The 16,881-nt window shown below is 73.5% G+C and carries 13 protein-coding genes and 1 pseudogene; 9 read left to right on the top strand and 5 right to left on the bottom strand.

Annotated elements, in window-relative coordinates; all coding sequences use genetic code 11:
• Positions 1 to 148: 148 nt before the first annotated feature.
• On the top strand, positions 149 to 2,875 hold the full coding sequence (gene polA / locus AB0C99_RS07865; protein WP_362470937.1) for a DNA polymerase I: 2,727 nt from the start codon (positions 149 to 151) through the stop codon (positions 2,873 to 2,875).
• A 132-nt stretch (positions 2,876 to 3,007) separates the two neighbouring features.
• The gene (locus AB0C99_RS07860; protein ID WP_362470934.1) at positions 3,008 to 4,123 is read left to right on the top strand and encodes a serine hydrolase; all 1,116 of its coding nucleotides are present in this window, start codon (positions 3,008 to 3,010) and stop codon (positions 4,121 to 4,123) included.
• A gap of 37 nt (positions 4,124 to 4,160) precedes the next feature.
• Here the strand turns inward: AB0C99_RS07860 and AB0C99_RS07855 are convergent.
• Positions 4,161 to 4,949 (bottom strand): annotated as a pseudogene (locus tag AB0C99_RS07855) (DUF4184 family protein); the annotation flags it as partial.
• A gap of 194 nt (positions 4,950 to 5,143) precedes the next feature.
• Here AB0C99_RS07855 and AB0C99_RS07850 point away from each other — a divergent pair.
• The 3 genes from AB0C99_RS07850 (at position 5,144) to AB0C99_RS07840 (ending at position 8,294) form a co-directional block, all read left to right on the top strand.
• The gene (locus AB0C99_RS07850) at positions 5,144 to 6,883 is read left to right on the top strand and encodes a lytic transglycosylase domain-containing protein (RefSeq protein WP_362470931.1); all 1,740 of its coding nucleotides are present in this window, start codon (positions 5,144 to 5,146) and stop codon (positions 6,881 to 6,883) included.
• A 178-nt stretch (positions 6,884 to 7,061) separates the two neighbouring features.
• Complete coding sequence (locus AB0C99_RS07845) at positions 7,062 to 7,202, top strand: SPW_0924 family protein (RefSeq protein ID WP_362470928.1); 141 nt, start codon at positions 7,062 to 7,064, stop codon at positions 7,200 to 7,202.
• A gap of 12 nt (positions 7,203 to 7,214) precedes the next feature.
• Positions 7,215 to 8,294: a DUF3068 domain-containing protein gene (locus tag AB0C99_RS07840; protein WP_362470925.1), complete on the top strand. Its 1,080-nt coding sequence runs from the start codon at positions 7,215 to 7,217 to the stop codon at positions 8,292 to 8,294.
• Here AB0C99_RS07840 and hrpB read toward each other — a convergent pair.
• Together hrpB and AB0C99_RS07830 are read right to left on the bottom strand one after the other, a co-directional pair.
• Positions 8,278 to 10,836, bottom strand: a complete 2,559-nt coding sequence (gene hrpB, locus AB0C99_RS07835; RefSeq protein WP_362470922.1) for an ATP-dependent helicase HrpB — start codon at positions 10,834 to 10,836, stop codon at positions 8,278 to 8,280. The genes AB0C99_RS07840 and hrpB overlap by 17 nt on opposite strands.
• Positions 10,837 to 10,983: 147 nt before the next feature.
• Entirely contained in the window at positions 10,984 to 11,817 is an 834-nt protein-coding gene (locus AB0C99_RS07830) for a methyltransferase domain-containing protein (protein ID WP_362470919.1), read from the bottom strand.
• A 348-nt stretch (positions 11,818 to 12,165) separates the two neighbouring features.
• Here AB0C99_RS07830 and rpsA point away from each other — a divergent pair, with 348 nt between their 5' ends.
• The 4 genes from rpsA (at position 12,166) to AB0C99_RS07810 (ending at position 15,962) form a co-directional block, all read left to right on the top strand.
• Positions 12,166 to 13,674: a 30S ribosomal protein S1 gene (rpsA, locus tag AB0C99_RS07825; protein WP_315890802.1), complete on the top strand. Its 1,509-nt coding sequence runs from the start codon at positions 12,166 to 12,168 to the stop codon at positions 13,672 to 13,674.
• 154 nt (positions 13,675 to 13,828) lie between these two features.
• A complete protein-coding gene (locus AB0C99_RS07820) occupies positions 13,829 to 14,767 on the top strand; it encodes a PAC2 family protein (protein ID WP_362470917.1) in 939 nt (312 codons plus the stop codon).
• A 31-nt stretch (positions 14,768 to 14,798) separates the two neighbouring features.
• Complete coding sequence (gene coaE / locus AB0C99_RS07815; RefSeq protein ID WP_362470914.1) at positions 14,799 to 15,404, top strand: dephospho-CoA kinase; 606 nt, start codon at positions 14,799 to 14,801, stop codon at positions 15,402 to 15,404.
• A gap of 186 nt (positions 15,405 to 15,590) precedes the next feature.
• On the top strand, positions 15,591 to 15,962 hold the full coding sequence (locus tag AB0C99_RS07810; RefSeq protein WP_362470911.1) for a tetratricopeptide repeat protein: 372 nt from the start codon (positions 15,591 to 15,593) through the stop codon (positions 15,960 to 15,962).
• A gap of 76 nt (positions 15,963 to 16,038) precedes the next feature.
• On the opposite strand, the gene AB0C99_RS07805 is transcribed toward AB0C99_RS07810, so the two are convergent.
• Complete coding sequence (locus AB0C99_RS07805; protein ID WP_362470909.1) at positions 16,039 to 16,308, bottom strand: DUF6343 family protein; 270 nt, start codon at positions 16,306 to 16,308, stop codon at positions 16,039 to 16,041.
• Positions 16,309 to 16,413: 105 nt separating this feature from the next.
• Entirely contained in the window at positions 16,414 to 16,749 is a 336-nt protein-coding gene (locus AB0C99_RS07800; RefSeq protein WP_362470907.1) for a hypothetical protein, read from the bottom strand.
• Positions 16,750 to 16,881: the final 132 nt, after the last annotated feature.

Genomic DNA, 16,881 nt, shown 5'->3' with positions numbered 1-16,881 from the left:
GTGGGCCCCCGGACGGGTCCGGGAGGGACGTCTCGTACACCTCCGATCCTGTCACGCCCCGCCGACAGCGGCCCAGGCCCCGTCGGCGCCCGCGGAGCGCGCCCGTGGAGTGGACGGGAATGTCAGCGGCGCGTGGCAGGATCGTCCCGTGGCCGAGACAGCAGCGAAGAAGACCGATATGACCGAAGAGAACCGTCCGCGCCTGCTCCTCATGGACGGGCACTCCCTGGCGTACCGGGCGTTCTTCGCGCTGCCCGCGGAGAACTTCACCACCGCGACCGGGCAGCCGACCAACGCGATCTACGGATTCGCGTCCATGCTGGCGAACACGCTCCGCGACGAGGCGCCCACGCACTTCGCCGTCGCCTTCGACGTGTCGCGCAAGACCTGGCGGTCCGACGAGTTCCCCGAGTACAAGGCGAACCGCTCGAAGACCCCCGACGAGTTCAAGGGGCAGGTCGAGCTGATCGGCGAGCTCCTCGACGCCATGCGCGCGCCGCGCTTCGCCGTCGAGGGCTTCGAGGCCGACGACGTCATCGCGACCCTCGCCACCCAGGCCGAGGCGGCCGGCTTCGAGGTCCTGATCGTCACCGGCGACCGGGACTCCTTCCAGCTGGTCACCGACCACACCACCGTGCTCTACCCGACCAAGGGCGTCTCCGAGCTGACCCGCTTCACCCCGGAGAAGGTCCAGGAGAAGTACGGACTCACCCCGAACCAGTACCCGGACTTCGCCGCCCTGCGCGGCGACCCCTCGGACAACCTCCCGGGCATCCCCGGCGTCGGCGAGAAGACCGCCGCCAAGTGGATCAACCAGTTCGGCTCCTTCGCCGAGCTCGTGGAGCGCGCCGAGGAGGTCAAGGGCAAGGCCGGGCAGAACTTCCGGGACCACCTGGAGTCGGTCAAGCTCAACCGCCGCCTCACCGAGATGGTCCGCGACGTCGAGCTCCCCCAGGGCGTCCTGGACCTGGCCCGCGAGCCGTACGACCGCGCGGCCGTCGCCCTCGTCCTCGACACCCTGGAGATCCGCAACCCCTCGCTGCGCGAGCGGCTCCTGGCCGTCGACCCCGGCGCCGCCGAGGAGGCCGCCCCGGCGCCCGCCGCCGGTGTCGAGCTCGACTTCACCGTCCTCGGCTCCGGCGAGCTCGCCGGCTGGCTCGCCGAGCACGGCACCGGGCCCCTCGGCGTCGCCACGGTCGACAGCTGGGCCCTGGGCACGGGCAGCGTCGCCGAGGTCGCCCTCGCCGCCGCGGGCGGCGCCGCCGCCTGGTTCGACTCCTCGCAGCTCGACGAGGCCGACGAGACCGCCTGGGCCGCCTGGATCTCCGACCCCGAGCGGCCCAAGGTCCTGCACAACGCCAAGGGCGCCATGCGGGTCTTCCCGGAGCACGGCTGGAGCGTCGACGGCGTCACCATGGACACGGCGCTCGCCGCCTACCTGGTCAAGCCGGGCCGCCGCTCCTTCGCCCTGGACGCCCTCTCCGTCGAGTACCTGGGCCGCGAGCTCGCCCCCGCCCCCGCCGCCGCGGCCGACGGCCAGCTCGCCTTCGGCGCCGAGGACACCGCCGAGGCCGAGGCCCTGATGAGCCAGGCCCGCGCCGTCCTCGACCTGGGCACCGCCTTCGAGGAGCGGCTCGCCGAAGTCGGCGCGCGCGAGCTCCTGCACGAGGTGGAGCTGCCCACCTCCGTCCTGCTGGCCCGCCTGGAGCGGCACGGCATCGCCGCCGACCGGGACCACCTGGAGGCCCTGGAGCTGCAGTTCGCGGGCGCCGTCCAGCAGGCCGTGAAGGAGGCCCACGCCTCCGTCGGCCACGAGTTCAACCTGGGCTCGCCCAAGCAGCTCCAGGAGGTCTTCTTCGGCGAGCTCAACCTCCCGAAGACGAAGAAGACCAAGACCGGCTACACCACGGACGCCGACGCCCTCGCCTGGCTGGCCGGCCAGACCGAGCACGAGCTCCCGGTGATCATGCTCCGGCACCGCGAGCAGGCCCGGCTCCGCTCCACCGTCGAGGGCCTGATCAAGACCGTCGCGGCCGACGGGCGGATCCACACCACCTTCAGCCAGACCGTCGCCGCCACCGGCCGCCTCTCCTCCACCGACCCCAACCTGCAGAACGTGCCGGTGCGCACCGACGAGGGCCGCGCGATCCGGCACGGCTTCGTCGTCGGCGAGGGCTTCGAGGCCCTGATGACCGCCGACTACAGCCAGATCGAGCTGCGCGTCATGGCCCACCTCTCCGAGGACGAGGGCCTGATCGAGGCGTTCGCCTCCGGCGAGGACCTGCACACCACGGTCGCCTCGCAGGTCTTCGGCGTCGAGCGGTCCGCCGTCGACGCCGAGATGCGCCGCAAGATCAAGGCCATGTCGTACGGCCTGGCGTACGGGCTCTCCGCCTTCGGCCTCTCCCAGCAGCTGGGCATCGACCCGGCCGAGGCCCGCGGCCTGATGGACACCTACTTCGAGCGCTTCGGCGGCGTCCGCGACTATCTGCGCCGGGTCGTCGACGAGGCCCGCGCCACGGGGTACACGGAGACCATGCTGGGCCGCCGCCGCTACCTCCCGGACCTCAACAGCGACAACCGCCAGCGCCGCGAGGCCGCCGAGCGGATGGCGCTGAACGCCCCGATCCAGGGCACCGCGGCCGACATCGTGAAGGTCGCGATGCTGAACGTGGACCGCGCCCTCACCGAGGCGGGCCTCGCCTCCCGGATGCTGCTCCAGGTCCACGACGAAATCGTCCTGGAGCTTGCCCCCGGCGAGCGCGACCGGGTAGAGGCCCTGGTCCGCGAGCAGATGTCCCGGGCCGCCGACCTGCGCGCCCCGCTCGACGTCTCGGTGGGCGTCGGCCGCGACTGGGACTCGGCCGCGCACTGACGTGGTACGGCGAGGGCGGCGGGCCCCGGTCCGCCGCCCTCGCCTCGCCGCCCCACGCCCCCGCTCCCGCCCTTGCGCCAGGTGGGCCAAGCGCGGGGGCGCCGGGCGGCGGGGGCTCCCGAGACTGGGGCCATGATCAACTGCCACCGTCCCCGCCTGCGCGTCTGGGCCGTGCTGGGGACCGTTCTCGGAGCCCTGGCGATCCCGTCGGCCGCCGCGGCCCACCGCGCGCCCGCGCTGTGCTCCTCCGCTCGCGAACCGGCCCTCGCCACCCGGCTCTCGCAGGACATCCGCGCCGCCCTCAAGAGCCGCGAGGGGACCGTCTCCGTCGCCGTGCACGCCCCCGGCCGGGGCCTGCGCTGCGCGCTCTCGCAGCTACGGGCGTACGACTCCGCCAGCATCGCGAAGGTCCTCATCATGGAGGCGGTGCTCGGCCGCGCCGAGGAGCTCGGCCGGGAGCCCACCGCCCTGGAGGCCCGGCGGCTCAAGGCGATGATCACCCGCTCCGACAACGAGGCCGCGACGGACCTGTGGGTGGGGCTGTCCCGGGAGCGCATGAACCGGGTGCTGCGCGAGGCCGGCGCCACCGACACGGTGCTGGGCCACGACCAGTACTGGGGGCTCACCCGCACCACCGCCCGCGACCAGCTCGCCCTGCTTGCAGCCGTCGCAAGGCGCCCCGCCGCCCTGGCCCTGATGGGGCAGGTGATCCGCAGCCAGTCCTGGGGCGTCGGCGCGGGCGCCCCCAAGGGGGCCAAGGTGCACCTGAAGAACGGCTGGCTGCCCCGCGCCACCCACGGCTGGCGGGTGCACAGCATCGGGATCGTGCGGGGTACGGGGCTCGACTACCGGCTCGCCCTGCTGAGCCACGACAACGAGACCATGAAGTACGGCGTGCGCACCCTGGAGGGCGTCGCCCTCGCGGTCCACCGCCGCCTCGGCGGCGTCCCGGCGGACCGCGGCTTCACCCCGGAGGAGACGATCAGCGAGACCTCGGACGGGAGCGTTCCGGAAGCGGCCCCGACTCGGCGGACCCCCCGGCCGGGCCCGCCGGGGGACCGGCGGCCGGAGGGGCGGACGGACGGACGGCCGGAGGGGCGCCGGGAGGGGCGGACGCGGGGGTGGCCGGAGGGGTGGCCGGAGGAACGGACGGCCGGACTCCGGAGCCCGCTGTCGGAGTGGCTGCGGGACGGACTGCGGGCCGGTCCGCGGGGCGGGCTACGGGCCGGTCTGCCGTCCCGGCCGTAGGGCGGGCGCCCGGGGCGGCGGCCCGGCCGAGCGACCGCAGCCGCATCCCCGCCCCGTACAGCAGCAGCCCGAGCGCCAGCCCCGAACCGGCCCCGAAGCAGACGGTGGGGACGAGGTCGAGCGGCTTGTCGACGCGGCCCCAGTACGCGTAGAAGCGGGCCACCCGGTGGGCGACGCCGGCCAGCACGCACGCCCCGATCGCGAGGGCCGCGAGCAGCCGCCCGCGCCGGTCGAGGACGGGGACCGCGGCGGGCGGCTCGGCCCCGGCCGGAGCCGCCCGCAGCGCCCGTACGACGAACCAGCCGAGCAGCGGCAGGGCCAGCGCCGAACTCCCGTACTGCGCGTACAGATAGCCGGGGAAGCCGCCCGTGAGCTCGCCCAGGAACGGGAGCGCGCGGGTGCCCCAGCGCCCGTGGTGGGTGAACGCGTCCCACACCACGTGGGTCGTCGCCCCGAGCAGCGCCGAGAGCGCGAACCACAGCGCGAGCCCGGCCGGCCGCCGCTCCCGCCACGGCCGGCCCCGCAGCAGCCCGTACGCCCGGCCGCTCCACCGCCGGGGCAGCAGCCCCAACAGCGGCTCACGCACCATCAGCCACAGCGCCACCAGCGCCGCCGCGATGAGCACGTCCACGGTGAGGACGCCGACGGGGGAGTGGGTGACGTTCCCGAACTCCATGGCGCCGGGCACGACGCTCGCCGCGAAGTAGGTCAGGTCGGGGGCGAAGGAGCCGGCGACGAGCGCCGAGGCCACCAGCGGTCCGCGCGCCCGGCCGTCGCTTCGGATGCCCGGCAGGACGGCGGCGGCATGGCTGAGCGTGAACGGCACCTGGATCTCCTCGACTGGCGTCCAGCCCAGTATGCAAGAGGGGCCGGGGCCGGAACCGGGGGCGGCCACGCGGTGACGAAACCGTGAAACACGGTCAGGGCCCGGTGCCGCCGTGCCGGGAGTTGGCATAGGGTCACCTGGTCAGATATTCGCGCGGGGAGCGCGGACGAGGTGAACGGGGAGGGACCACACGTATGGCATCGCACTTGGGCCGCCGGCTGCGCAGGGGAGCCACCAGTGGTGCGGTGGTGGCGGCGGCCGTCGCCGCGCTCGCCGCCTCGCAGGCACCGGACCTGGCACCCCCGCCCGCGGACAACGCGAGCGGTGACGTGCCGATCGGCGCCGGCGACACGACGACACCCCCGGACGGCTCGGCCTCCGGCAACTCGCCGTACTACACCGACCTGCCGCCGCTGAACACCCCGAACAAGCCCGGCGCCACCACCAACCTGCCGATCATCACCGGCCCCGCCGAGGCCGGCATACCCGCGACCGTCCTCGCCGCCTACAAGCGCGCCGAGCAGTCGATCAAGTCGACGGACCCGAGCTGCAACCTGCCGTGGCAGCTCCTCGCGGGCATCGGCAAGGTCGAGTCCGGGCAGGCGCGCGGCGGCCAGGTCGACGCCAACGGCACGACCAACTCGCCCATCCTCGGCCCGGTCCTCAACGGCGTCGGCTTCGCCAACATCTCGGACACCGACAACGGGCTCTACGACGGCGACTCCACGCACGACCGCGCCGTGGGCCCGATGCAGTTCATCCCGTCCACCTGGGCCACCTGGGGCCAGGACGCCAACGGCGACGGGAAGAAGGACCCCAACAACATCTACGACGCGGCCCAGGCGGCGGGCATGTACCTGTGCGCCAACAACCGCAACCTCGCGGTCAAGGCGGACCTGGACCGCGCGATCCTCAGCTACAACCGCTCGACCGAGTACCTGCGGACGGTGCTCTCCTGGTTCGAGTACTACAAGCGCGGCACCCACCAGGTGCCCGACGGCCAGGGCGTGCCGCCCGGCGACCGCAGCGACGACGGCGTCACCGCGCCCGGTACCAACCGGCCGCCCACGACGACGCCTCCGCCGGTCACCCCCAAGCCGACCCCGCCGAAGCCGACGCCCCCCGTCACCCCGCCGACCACCCCGCCGACCACCTCCCCGGCGGCCTCGGTGGCGCGGATCCAGGACGCGACCGGCGCCGCGCTGACCGCCACCGCGGGCGGCACCTTCGTCACCCGCCCGGCCGTCCTGGCCCTCGACGCCAAGGGCAAGCCGGTCGTCGGCGTGCAGGTGCGCTTCCGGATCACCGGTGACGCCGACGCCCGCTTCGCCACCGGCGCCGTCGAGTTCACCGCCACCACCGGCGCCAACGGCAAGGCCCTCGCGCCCGTCCTCAGGGCGGGCGAGCGGACCGGCGGCTTCACCGTCGGCGCCACGGTCGTCGGCCGCACCCTCGCCGCCGTCCCGATCGCCGGTACGGTCACCGAGCGGAGCGCCGACAAGCTGACCCGGCTCGACACAAAGGAGCTCGAAGCCGTCACCGGCGCCGAGTTCGCCGACCAGGTGCAGGTCAAGGCCACCGTCGGCGGCGCCGCCGCCTCCGGCGTCCTCCTCACCGCCACCTTCGTCACCGCGGGCGACACCCCGCAGCCGGCGACCGACGGGCCCTTCTTCAAGGCCGCGGACGGCACCGCCGTGCGCACCCTCACGGGCCTGCGGACGAACGCCGAGGGCGTCCTCACGCTGCCGAAGATCTACGCGGACGGGAAGGTCGGCAGCTACCAGCTCCGGCTGACCGTGCCCGGCGGCGGGACGCTGACCGTCACCCTGAAGGTCACCGAGCCCGCCCCCGAGCCGACCCCCACGCCGACCCCGACCCCGACGCCCTCCGCGTCGCAGTCCTCGGCCGCCCCGGAGGCCACGCCGACCTCCTGACACCCGCTCCCTCTCCAATTCCGGCTCCTTTCCGGATCCTTTCCGCCGCCCCCGTGTCCGCGCAGGACACGGGGGCGGCGTCCGTCGTTCTGAGTGCAACGTGTTCTCATCTCGCGGTCGCGTTGCTACGGTGCCCCCGCCCTGACGACCTATCAGATCCAGCGCCGGGAGGCCGACCATGCGCGCCCTAGCAGCCGCCGCCATCGGACTGGTCCCGGTCCTGCTGATCGTCCTGTTCCTCGCCCTGGTCGACATGCCGCCGGCAGGCCCCACCTCGCCCAGACCCCTGCTGACCGCCGACCCCGGCCCCGCGAAGTAGAGGGGGCCGACCATGCGCCGCCGAGCCAGCCTCGTCCTGCTCTCGCTCGCCGTCTTCTTCGCCGCGATGGCCCCCACCCTGCGGTGGTACGTCTTCCCCCGCGTGGTGAAGATCCCGTCGAACCAGTACCAGGTGACCGTCCTGGAGGCGAAGCCCGCGACCCTGCTCAACTACTCGACCTTCAAGGCCGAGAAGGTCGACAAGCTCACGATCATCCAGACCCTCAAGGGCAACGTGGAGGAGTCCCGCCGGATCGGACGCGACGCCGGGCGCGACGTCGTCGTCTGGGACTCCCTCTCCTACGTCCAGGGCCCCGACGGCAAGATGGTCTCCAAGATCCCCGAGCGCTACGTCTTCGACGCCCACACCCAGGACCCCGTCAACGCCACCGGCGAGATGGTCGACGGCGACCCGGTCCGGCGCACGGGCATCGAGTTCAAGTGGCCCTTCCTCGTCGAGAAGCGGGACTACCAGTACTTCGACGCCCAGACCCGCACCTCCGCCCCCATCCACTACAAGGGCACCCGCACCTTCCGCGGCATGGAGGTCTACTACTTCGAGCAGACCGTCCCCTGGACGAAGGTCCCCATGCCCAAGGCGATGCCCATCAAGGGCATCACCCCCGAAGTCCTCGCCCAGACCGGCCTCACCCGCTGGTACACCACGAAGCGCATGTTCTGGGTGGACCCCGTCACCGGCGCCCCCGTCAACGGCGAGGAGATCCACACCGAGGAACTCCGCAACGCCAAGGCCCTGATGGGCCAGGACACCATCACCGTCTTCGACGGCCACGTGAAGATGCGCGAGGACTACATCGAGAGCATCGGCGCCCTGGTCAAGTCCAACCGCCTGGCCGTCCTCATGGTCGTCTCCTACCTCCCCTGGACCTTCTCCCTCCTCGCCCTCCTCCTGCTGGCCCTCTCCCTCTGGCTCGAAGCCCGCTCCCGCCGCCCGCACCCGACGCCCTCCGAGCCCCCGACCGCGGACCCCGCCCCGGGCCCGCCCCAAGGCCCCGGCCCGGACCCCGGACCCGCTCCCGGCCGTGGCCCCGGCCCGGACCCCGGCCCCGGTCCCTTCACCGCTCCGGTCTGAGCGAGCGCTGCCGGGCGCTCGTGTGCCGGGTGGGCTCCGCCGTCGAAGGGTCCTCCGGCCACGGGTGCTTCGGGTAGCGCCCCCGCAGCTCCGCCCGCACCGAGCGGTACCCCTCCCGCCAGAACGACGCCAGATCCGCCGTCACCGCCGCCGGCCGCCCCGCCGGCGACAGCAGATGCACCTGGACCGGGACCCCCGCGACCCGGGGCGTCTCCGCGAGGCCGAACATCTCCTGGAGCTTCACCGCCAGCACCGGCCGCTCCCCGCCGTACTCGACCCGGATCCGCGAACCGCTCGGCACCTCGATCCGCTCCGGCGCCAGCTCGTCCAGCCGCCCCGCCTCGCCCGACGCCCACGGCAGCAGCCGCTGGAGCCCCTGCCCCGCGTCGACGCGCCCCAGATCCGCCCGCCGCCGCGCCCGCGACAGCTCCGGCTCCAGCCACTCCTCCGCCCGCGCCAGCAGCGCCTCCTCCGCCATGTCCGGCCACGGCTCGCCCAACTCCCGGTGCAGAAAGGCCAGTCTGCTCCGCAGCTCCGTCGCCCCCTGGCTCCACCGCAGCAGCGACAGACCCTCCCGGGCCAGCCCCTCCAGCAGCGCCGCCCGCACCAGCACCGGATCGGCGCCGTCCCGCAGCGGGCGCACCGTCAGCTCCACCGCGCCGAGCCGGTCGACCGCGCGGGCCACCACGTCCCCGTCCTCCCAGCGCACCTCCTCACCCGAGGCGAACAGCCGCCCCGCCGCCTCCCGCGCCATCCCCTCGTCCACCACGGCCGCCAGCCGCACCCGGGCCGTGGCGCTCTGCGCCGTGCGGTCCGCCACCGCCACCGCGAGCCAGGGGCTGGACCGTAGCCCCGAGCCCTCCGCGAGCCGGGCGCCCGTCCCCGACACCATCAGATACCCGCCCTGCTCCCGGGCCCTGGCCACCCGCTCCGGGAAGGCCAGCGCGGTCACCAGCCCGGCCGCCGCGTCCTCACCCACTGCCCCGGCCCCGCCCCCGGGCCGCCCGCCCGCCTCCTCTCCCGCCGCCCGCTCCAGCCGCCGCACCTCGGCCTTCCAGCGGGCCGCGTACCCGTCGCCGCCCTTGCGCGCCTCCCGCCAGGCCGCCGCCAGATCGTCCCCGTACTCTCGCGGCGGCTCCTCGCTCAGCAGGGCCACCACCTCCGCCGCCCGCCGCGGCCCCACCTCGGCCGCCCCGTCCAGCAGCGCCCGCCCCAGCCTCGGGTGCAGGCCCAGCCGGGACATCCGCATCCCCCGGTCCGTCGCCCGGCCCTCCCCGTCCACGGCGCCGATCGCCGTCAGCACCGACCGGGCCGCCGCCATCGCCCCGGCCGGCGGCGCGTCGAGCAGCGCGAGCCCGGTACCCGCCGGATCGCCCCAGCAGGCCGCGCGCAGCGCGAAGTCCGCCAGGTCCGAGATCCGGATCTCGGGGGAGGGGAACCGCGCCCGCGCCCCGTCCTCCGCCTCCGCCCAGCAGCGGTAGACCGTGCCCGGGGCCTCGCGCCCCGACCGGCCGGCCCGCTGCGTCGCCGCCGCCAACGACACCGGGACCGTCGCCAGCGAGCCGAGCCCCCTTGTGTGGTCCATCCGCGGCTCCCGCGCCAGCCCGGAATCGACCACGATCCGCACGCCCGGCACCGTCAGGCTCGACTCCGCCACCGAGGTCGCCAGCACCACCCGTCGCCGCCCGCCGGGGCCCGCGCCCCGCAGCACCGCGTCCTGCACCGCGGCGGGCGCCCGCCCGTGCAGCTGGAGGACGTCGGCGTCCAGGTCCGCGAGCAGGCCCGCCGTCCGCGCGATCTCCCCCGTGCCCGGCAGGAAGCAGAGGAGGTCGCCCTCGTGCCGCCCCAGGGCCTCCCGCACCGTCGCCGCCACGTGCCGCAGCAGCGCCGGGTCCACCCAGGTGCCGTGGGCGGGCCGGATCCCCGCGGGCGGCGCGGCGAACCTGACCCCGTACCCGTGCGCCTCGCCCTTGCCCCACACGACCGGCGCGGGCCCGCCGCCCTCCAGCACGGTCAGCAGCTCCGCCCACGCCTGCGCGTCGCTCGTCGCCGAGGCGGCGATCAGCTTCAGCTCCGGCCGCAGCGTCGCCCGCACGTCCACCAGGAACGCCATCGCCGTGTCCGCGTCCAGATGCCGCTCGTGGCACTCGTCGAGCAGCACCACCTCCACCCCGTGCAGCTCCGGATCGCGCTGGAGCCGCTGGAGCAGGATGCCCGTGGTCACCACCTCGACCCGGGTGCCCGGCCCGGCCCGCCGCTCGCCCCGCACGGAGAAGCCGATCGTCCCGCCGACCTCCTCGCCGAGCAGCCACGCCATCCGCCGGGCCGCCGCCCGCACCGCCATCCGGCGCGGCTCGGCCACCAGCACCCGCCGCCGCGGCCCGTCCCCTATGACCCCCGCGAGGGCCAGCGGGACCAGCGTGGTCTTGCCGGTCCCGGGCGGGGCGTACAGCACCGCGCTGCCGCGCTCCGCGAGCGCGGTCAGCAGCTCGGGGACGGCATGGCGGACGGGAAGCAGGTCGAGTGCGTCGTTTCGGATCACGGACTCAGTCTCGTACGCCCCGCCGACCGGCGTGCACGGCTGTCCACAGGCCCCACCTATTAGTAGGACTATTACCGGGCGCGCCCGGCCGCACAGCCCGGCTCGGCCCTGGACCCGCCCCCCCCGCCCGGCCCGCCGGCCCCCGGCTCAGTCCTCCGACCGCTCGCAGACGAAGATCGCCGTGCCCGGGATCAGATTGCCCCGCAGCGGAGACCAGCCGCCCCACTCCTGGCTGTTCCACTCCGGCCACTCCGGCTCGACCAGGTCCACCAGGCGGAAGCCGCCCGCGACCACGTCCCGCACCCGGTCGCCGAGCGTCCGGTGGTGCTCCACGTACACCGCCCGCCCCCGCTCGTCCTGCTCCACGTACGGCGTCCGGTCGAAATAGGAGGCCGCGACCGACAGGCCCTCCGGCCCCGGCTCGTCCGGGAACGCCCAGCGGATCGGGTGCGTCACCGAGAACACCCACCGGCCGCCCGGCCGCAGCACCCGCCGGACCTCGCGGAAGACCCGCACCGGGTCGGCCACGAACGGCACCGCCCCGTACGCCGAGCAGGCCAGGTCGAAGGAGCCGTCCCGGAACGGCAGCGCCCCCGCGTCCGCCTCCACCAGCGGCACGTCGTCGCCGATCCGCAGCGCGTGCTGGAGCTGCCGGTGCGAGAGGTCCAGGGCCACCGGCCGGGCCCCCCGCGCCGCCAGCCACCGCGAGCACTGCGCCGCGCCCGCGCCGATCTCCAGGACGTCCAGCCCCTTCAGCGAGCCGGCCGGGCCGAGCAGCCCCGCCTCCTCCTCGTCGAGGCCCTCGGGCCCCCAGACGAAGCGGTCGTCCCCGAGGAAGGCCCCGTGCTCGTTCTGGTACTCGTCGGCGTTCCGGTCCCACCAGCCCCGGCTCGCCCGGCTGCTCTCCGCGTCCCCCGTCTCGCGCCGGGTCGCCTCCGGCTCGTCCTGGGGGTCCTCGTCCTGTCCGTACTCTTGGTTCATCTCGCCTGCCGATGTAGTTTGCGCTCAGTGCTGCGGCGCGGCACCCCCGGCCAGGATGGCCTGGGCCGACATGAGTTGTGCCGGGTTTGCGGCGATCCGCCCCGGGTGAGCGCTTCGCGCATTGACCCTGTCCGGCCGCCCCCGTATGCTAAAGGTTGCGTTGCGAGCCTGCGCGCCTCAGACGGAGCAGGTCGCGCTCGCATCTGTTGTATGTCCCCTCGGTTTTCGAGGCGCTTCCCGGTCACGGGAGACGCGCTTCCTTGGCTGGCCGGCTTCATCAGCTGCGATACGGGCTTTCGGCGTAGCAGTACCTACGACTTTCTGTCCGTAACCGGAGCCCTTTCCCACATGACGAGCAGCACCGAGACCACCGCCACCAGCACCACCCCGCAGGTTGCGGTCAACGACATCGGTAACGAGGAAGCCTTCCTCGCCGCGATCGACGAGACGATCAAGTACTTCAACGACGGCGACATCGTCGACGGCGTCATCGTGAAGGTCGACCGGGACGAGGTCCTGCTCGACATCGGTTACAAGACCGAAGGTGTCATCCCGAGCCGCGAGCTCTCGATCAAGCACGACGTCGACCCCAACGAGGTCGTCAAGGTCGGCGACGAGATCGAGGCCCTGGTTCTCCAGAAGGAGGACAAGGAAGGCCGCCTGATCCTCTCGAAGAAGCGTGCCCAGTACGAGCGTGCTTGGGGCACCATCGAGAAGATCAAGGAAGAGGACGGCATCGTCACCGGTACCGTCATCGAGGTCGTCAAGGGTGGTCTCATCCTCGACATCGGCCTCCGCGGCTTCCTCCCGGCCTCCCTGGTCGAGATGCGTCGCGTCCGCGACCTCCAGCCCTACGTGGGCAAGGAGCTCGAGGCGAAGATCATCGAGCTGGACAAGAACCGCAACAACGTGGTCCTGTCCCGCCGTGCCTGGCTCGAGCAGACCCAGTCCGAGGTCCGCCAGACGTTCCTCACGACCCTCCAGAAGGGTCAGGTCCGCTCCGGCGTCGTGTCCTCGATCGTCAACTTCGGTGCCTTCGTGGACCTGGGTGGCGTCGACGGTCTCGTGCACGTCTCCGAGCTGTCCTGGAAGCACATCGACCACCCGTCCGAGGTTGTCGAGGTCGGCCAGGAGGTCACCGTCGAGGTTCTCGACGTGGACATGGACCGCGAGCGTGTCTCCCTGTCGCTGAAGGCGACGCAGGAGGACCCGTGGCAGCAGTTCGCCCGTACCCACCAGATCGGCCAGGTCGTCCCGGGTAAGGTCACGAAGCTGGTTCCGTTCGGTGCGTTCGTCCGCGTGGACGAGGGCATCGAGGGTCTGGTCCACATCTCCGAGCTGGCCGAGCGCCACGTGGAGATCCCGGAGCAGGTCGTCCAGGTCAACGACGAGATCTTCGTCAAGGTCATCGACATCGACCTCGAGCGCCGCCGCATCAGCCTCTCGCTGAAGCAGGCCAACGAGTCCTTCGGTGCCGACCCGGCCTCGGTCGAGTTCGACCCGACCCTGTACGGCATGGCCGCGTCCTACGACGACCAGGGCAACTACATCTACCCCGAGGGCTTCGACCCCGAGACCAACGACTGGCTCGAGGGCTACGAGACCCAGCGCGAGGCGTGGGAGACCCAGTACGCCGAGGCGCAGCAGCGCTTCGAGCAGCACCAGGCCCAGGTCATCAAGTCCCGCGAGGCCGACGAGGCCGCCGCTGCCGAGGGTGGCGCCGCCGCTCCGGCCGGTGCCCCGGCGGGTGTCTCCGGTGGTTCGTACTCCTCGGAGTCGGACGACAACTCCGGCGCCCTGGCGTCGGACGAGGCCCTGGCTGCCCTGCGCGAGAAGCTGGCCGGCGGCCAGAGCTGAACAGGCTCTCCGCTGAGCTTCAGTAGCTAGCGTCGAGGCCCGCTCCCCTTCGGGGGAGCGGGCCTCGGTCTTTTTCCGCACCGGATCCACGGCCGGGGAATGGCGCCGTCACAGGCGGTGTTGTCCAGGAAGGACGCGAGGAGGAGCGGAAATCGTGCTTGATCCCCAGGATTTGTACGAATGGGACCAGAAGGGTCTGGCCGTGGTCGACATGGCCCTGGCCCAGGAGTCGGCCGGGCTGGTCATGCTCTACCACTTCGACGGCTACATCGACGCCGGCGAGACCGGTGAGCAGATCATCGAGGGCCTGCTCGACACGCTGCCGCACCAGCTCGTGGCCCGCTTCGACCACGACCGGCTCGTGGACTACCGGGCCCGCAGGCCCCTGCTGACCTTCCGGCGCGACCGCTGGGCGGCGTACGAGACGCCCGTGATCGAGGTCCGGCTCGTCCAGGACGCCACCGGCGCCCCCTTCCTGGTGCTCTCCGGGCCCGAACCCGACGTCGAGTGGGAGCGGTTCGCCGCCGCCGTGCGCCAGATCGTCGAGCGCCTCGGCGTGCGCCTCGCCGTCAACTTCCACGGCATCCCCATGGGCGTCCCGCACACCCGCCCCGTCGGCCTCACCCCGCACGGCAGCCGCACCGACCTCATGCCCGGCCACCGCAGCCCCTTCGACGAGGCCCAGGTGCCCGGCAGCGCCGAGTCGCTCATCGAGTTCCGCCTCGGCGAGTCCGGCCACGACACCCTCGGCGTCGCGGCCCACGTCCCGCACTACGTGGCCCGCTCCCCGTACCCCGACGCGGCCCTGACCGCGCTGGAGGCCGTCACCGCGGCCACCGGCCTGGTGCTGCCCGGTGTCGCGCACTCCCTGCGCACCGAGGCCCGCCGCACCCAGACCGAGATCGAGCGCCAGATCGGCGAGGGCGACGACGAGCTCGTCGCGCTCGTCCAGGGCCTTGAGCACCAGTACGACGCCATGGCGGGCGCCGAGACGCGCGGCAGCCTGGTCGCCGAGCCCGTCGACCTGCCCTCCGCCGACGAGCTGGGCCGCGAGTTCGAGCGCTTCCTCGCCGAACGGGAGGGCGACGGCTAGCCGCCCGGCCGTGGCATCTAAGCTGCCGCTCATGCTGAAGGTTGGCCTGACCGGCGGTATCGGCGCCGGCAAGAGTGAAGTGTCCCGGCTGTTCGTCTCGTACGGGGCCGTGCTGATCGACGCCGACCGGATCGCCCGGGAGGTCGTCGAGCCCGGTACGCCCGGTCTCGAAGCCGTCGTCGCGGAGTTCGGGCCCGGGATCCTCACCCCGGAAGGGACCCTGGACCGGCCCAGGCTCGGGTCGGTCGTGTTCGCCGACCCCGAGCGCCTCGCCGCCCTCAACGCGATCGTCCACCCCCTCGTCGGCGCCCGCTCCGCCGAACTGGAGGCGCGGGCCACCGCCGGGGACGTCGTCGTCCACGACGTCCCCCTGCTCACCGAGAACGGCCTCGCCCCTCTTTACGACGTGGTCGTCGTGGTGGAGGCATCCCCCGAGACCCAGCTCGACCGGCTCGTCCGGCTGCGCGGCATGACCGAGGACGAGGCCAGGGCGCGGATGGCCGCGCAGGCCGACCGCGCGCAGCGCCGGGAGATCGCCGACGTGGTGATCGACAACAACGGGCCGCTGGAGCAGCTGGAACCCCAGGTGCGCAAGATCTGGGAGGCGCTCAAGGAGCGCGCCACCGGCGCCCCGTGACGGTCCGTGCCGCGCCGGGATCCCCTCAGGGAAGACCGGGAAAGACCGGGGGAGCGCGGCGGTTCGCAAGTGCCCGCGGAATGGGTAGAGATGAGCTGCGCGGGGGCTTGCGCACGCTCGGGTCCTCGCGGAATACGGCAGCCGTGCCCGCTTGTTGAACCGCCGGAGCGAGGAAAGGACGCCACTGTGGCCGAGAGGAACCCGGAGACCCACGTCATCGACTTCCGTGCCGCCGAGCAGCTGCTGGCCGCCCGGGACCCGAGGGGTGCCGTCAAGCTGCTCGACTCGGTGATCGCCGCCCATCCCGAGAACACCGCGGCCCGCCTGCTGCGCGCCCGCGCGTTCTTCGCCGCCGCCCAGCTCCGACCCGCCGAGCTGGAGTTCGAGCTGGTCCTGGAGCGCGAGCCGGACAACGCCTTCGCGCACTTCGCGCTCGCCCGCACCTTCCAGCGCTCCGGCCGCCCCGAGCAGGCCATGCGCCACTTCCGGCTCGCCGCCGCGCTCGACCCCAAGCCCGAGTACCTGGAAGCGGCCCGCTTCGGCGCGGAAGCCGACTGACGGCCGCCGACTGATACGGCGGCGATCGACGGCGACGACTGACCGCAGGTCCCGGGCGGACCGGTCCCGGAGGGTGTCAGCGCCGCCGCTCGCCGTGATCGGGCTCGTACGGGGGCACGTCCCGGCCCGGCTGCCAGTGCGGGCCCTGCCGCAGATGCCGTACGACCAGCACCAGGTCGACGGCGGCCACCACGAACAGCACCCCGCAGGCCGCCGCCCAGCCGGGCCGGGCCAGCAGCGCGAAGACCGTGGTGCCGAAACCGGCCCACAGCAGCCCCCACAGGCTCAGCAGGAACCGCAGCCGCAGCGGACTGCGCGCGGTCACCGGTTCGCTCCCTGTACGCATGACGCGGACATCTCCCCAGGCGGCCCCCCCAGGGTCCTTCCAGCATCCACCCGCGGCGCGCGAACCGGAAGCGGGGCCCGCCTTCTCCGGCTGTCCCGGCCCGGGTCAGTGGATGACGTTGTAGCTGCGCCAGGGCAGGCTGCCCGGGGCGATCGTGTTCGACATGCTCGTCGCCACGTAGATCGGCTTCTCGCCCTTGCAGTCGCGGGTCCGGTACAGCTGGATGTCCACCAGCGTGTTGTTCTCGACTCGCGTCGCGCCCGACGGCGCCAGCCGGTGGCAGCCCTTCACGGACGGGCTCGTCACCGTCACCACCAGCTCCCGCCCGGTCTCGTACGAGAGCGTGCCGACCATGCTGCGGCCGAGCCCCGAACAGCCCGTGACGGTGAGGGCGAGCAGGGCGGCCCCGGTGGCGATGGTGAGACGCCGGCGAAGGGACATGGCGGGATCCTCGTCTGTCGGAGACTGGCGGCGGAAGGGTGTTCCTGGCCACCGTGCCCCCTCCGGGACCGGCCGTCATGTCCGGTTGGGCCGTCCGGGCGATCCGCCGTGACACTCTGTTGTCAGACCCCA

Source organism: Streptomyces sp. NPDC048659 (assembly GCF_040650575.1).
Classification (GTDB): Bacteria; Actinomycetota; Actinomycetes; order Streptomycetales; family Streptomycetaceae; genus Streptomyces.
The sequence above is the reverse complement of the archived record's forward strand: the minus strand, read 5'-3'. Positions and strand labels throughout refer to the sequence as shown.